Origin of the sequence: Neobacillus drentensis (assembly GCF_036966985.1) — a bacterium.
GTDB classification, from domain to species: Bacteria; Bacillota; Bacilli; order Bacillales; family Cytobacillaceae; genus Neobacillus; species Neobacillus drentensis_E.
Genome location: NZ_JBALSN010000283.1, coordinates 1 through 2,994 on the forward strand (window position 1 = coordinate 1; position 2,994 = coordinate 2,994).

The 2,994-nt window shown below is 42.3% G+C and carries 5 protein-coding genes; all 5 read right to left on the bottom strand.

What is annotated here, in order from left to right:
* Positions 1-114: 114 nt before the first annotated feature.
* Positions 115-882, bottom strand: coding sequence for a class II aldolase/adducin family protein (locus tag V7659_RS18780; protein ID WP_098934795.1), 768 nt, complete (start codon positions 880-882; stop codon positions 115-117).
* Between the two features lie 92 nt (positions 883-974).
* Positions 975-1,376: a MaoC/PaaZ C-terminal domain-containing protein gene (locus V7659_RS18785; RefSeq protein ID WP_218348779.1), complete on the bottom strand. Its 402-nt coding sequence runs from the start codon at positions 1,374-1,376 to the stop codon at positions 975-977.
* Entirely contained in the window at positions 1,373-1,822 is a 450-nt protein-coding gene (locus tag V7659_RS18790) for a MaoC family dehydratase N-terminal domain-containing protein (RefSeq protein WP_098934797.1), read from the bottom strand. The genes V7659_RS18785 and V7659_RS18790 overlap by 4 nt, the downstream gene beginning before the upstream one ends.
* Positions 1,823-1,842: 20 nt before the next feature.
* Entirely contained in the window at positions 1,843-2,607 is a 765-nt protein-coding gene (locus tag V7659_RS18795) for a beta-ketoacyl-ACP reductase (protein ID WP_098934798.1), read from the bottom strand.
* Between the two features lie 54 nt (positions 2,608-2,661).
* A partial coding sequence (locus tag V7659_RS18800; protein WP_335541345.1) for an acyl-CoA dehydrogenase family protein occupies positions 2,662-2,994 on the bottom strand: 333 nt, incomplete at its 5' end.

Below are 2,994 nucleotides of genomic sequence, written 5' to 3' on the forward strand. Positions count from 1 at the left end.
TTTTTTCTTGCCCGCGGGCATTAGGAGACCCTCTTAATAACCATGGGTTCCTTTTTGCTTACTTTCGGGCATTAGGAGCTCCCCCTCCACTCTTCTAACCAACTTCGGGCAAAATCAATCCAATAAATCTGGCTGCTCTTTCACAATCCGATTCCACAATGGCTGGAATTGGAACCAGCCTGCTTCATGGGTTCCGACGGTTTCATACGTTGAAGCGGCATTTAGATCATCAATAATCACAGGTGACCCTACTCCCTCTGCAAGCAATTGCGCCTGGCAGGAACGTTCCATTGTAATAAACCACCAGGCTGCTTCATCCACCGATCTTCCGACTGTCAAAAGCCCATGATTTCTAAGAATACAAGCCTTTCGATCTCCTAGAGCTTTTCCAATCCGACGGCCTTCTTCAATGTCCAAAACAACTCCAGTAAAATCATCAAATAATGAATGATCATTATAGAAGGCACAGGCGTCTTGAGTAATCGGGTCAAGGAGTCGGCCGAGAGATGACCATGATTTACCATAAACCGAATGAGCATGGGCAGCGGCAATGACATCAGGACGTGCGGCATGAACTTGTGAATGGATGGCAAACGCAGCACGATTAACGGGATAATTCCCTTCAACAACAACACCATCATGGTTACAAAGAATTAAGTCAGAGGCTCTAATCTGGCTAAAGTGCATCCCAAACGGATTTACCCAAAAATGATCCTTCCGCTCAGGATCCCGTGCAGTTATATGTCCGGCGACTCCTTCATCAAAGCCAAATTTAGAAAATAAGCGGAACGAGGCCGCTAACTTTTGTTTTAAATGCAGTCTTTCCTCTTCAAATGAAGTGAAAACTGGCGGCTTATAGCTCAAAACCATTTTTGCAGACATATCATCACCCTTTAAAAATTGATAGTAATAAACCCAGCATAAGAAGAAATCCTTTTAATGCCGGGCTCTAATTTCAATTTCTGATCATCTAGTTAGTATTGGTGATACACTACTTCACCCTTTAAAACATCGTTGCCTTGTTGATTCACCGCTTGTACAGTGAAGCGCAATTTATTTTCCTGCTTTTCCTTCAAAGTCGCTTTGAGGGTAACGACATCATTCAAAAATACCATGCCTTTAAAACGGATCGAATAATCTTCGATGAAGCCTTCATCATAGTATTCCGTAAACAGCTTTGCCAGATTTCCCATCGTCCACATGCCATGAGCAATAATGCCTGGCAGTCCCGCCTTTTTCGCCTCATCGTCGATTGTATGAATCGGATTAAAATCCCCTGAAGCACCCGAATATTTAATCAGGTCCATCCTTGATACAGGCTCTAATTGAATTTCTTTAACCGATTCGCCAATGTTTAATTCAGTAAGTGTACTCATCGGGTCAACACCTTCCTCACCGCTTCAGAAATGACAACCGTTGAGGTTGAACTGAAAATGGTATTTCCTGCCGCATCATCGCCATAGCTTTCGAGAACGAGGAAGCCCATTTCACCAAAATTACCTTTTTTCTCAAAGTAGTTCTTTACCTTTGAATAACAATAAACCTCTTCACCCACTAATAAAGGACGAACGTAATGAAACGTTTGTTCACCGTGAATTAATCCTTTGTTAGGAAGGTTTAAGCCTTCAATTACACCGTAATCAAAAACCCTTGGAAAAGTTGGCGGGGCAATATTCTTTCCATATCTAGACTTTGCGCCAACTTCCTCATCAAAATAAATGGGATGAAGGTCGCCAATGGATTCCGCAAATTTCTTTACGGCTCCCCTTTCAACAACATTTTTTACCTTGTTAGACTGTTTGCCAATTTGATCTTTAAACAATTCATCTCCACCTCACCTAATTAACATTTTGGTCCGCCGGCTACATAGATGACTTGCCCACTTACGAACGATGATTTTTCATCTGCAAAGAAGGCAACAGCATTAGCAATATCCTCAGGCTTGCCACTTCTGCCCACTGGAATATTTGAAACACTTGCTTGAATTAATTGTTCAAAAGAAATACCTATTCTTGCAGCAGTTTCTTTTGTCATATCGGTTTCGATAAATCCAGGGGCTACAGAGTTGGCGGTAATTCCATATCTTCCAAGCTCAATTGCCAATGTTTTGGTAAAGCCTTGAAGACCTGCTTTGGCAGCAGCGTAATTGGCTTGGCCGCGATTTCCGAGAGCCGAAGTGGAAGATATATTAATAATACGTCCGTATTTTTGCTCGACCATATATTTTTGCGCAGCGCGTGCAGCATTGAAAGAACCTTTCAGATGGACATCCATTACGGTTTGCCAATCAGAATCTGTCATTTTAAACAACAGATTATCACGAATCACACCGGCATTATTGACAAGGATATCAATTGATCCGAAGGTATCATGTACCTCTTTGGCAGCTGCCTCCACCTGCTCAGAATCCACAACGTTGGCAACTTTGGTATAAACTTCATAGCCCTTTTCTCTTAATTCATTTGCTGTTTCACTTAATGCCTCTTCGTTTAAATCGATGATGGCTACCTTTGCACCTTCGCTTGCAAAAAGCTCAACAATCCCCTTTCCAATACCACGGCTGCCTCCAGTTACAAATGCAACTCTTCCAGCAAATCTTCCTGCCATTTCTCTTCCTCCCAAAATAAATATTTCTAATTAGACAACGCTTTCAAAAAGCTTTTAAACGTATTGACCAACTTTCACATGCCCTTTAAGAAGGTTACGAGAAATGATCATCCGCTGAATTTCATCTGTTCCATCGTAAATTCTCCAAAGTCTAGCTTCACGGTACCAGCGTTCAATCGGCAATTCTCTTGTATAACCCATGCCGCCATGAATTTGCAGCACGCGGTCAACGACTCTGTTACCCATATTGGCGCCATATAATTTAGCCATAGAAGCCAAATGTCGGTTGTCTTCACCTTGATCAAGCGTAAATGTCGCATTTAATACAAGCCAGCGGGCCGCTTCAATTTCAACTGCAGAATCTGCAATTTGCCATTGGATTGCTTG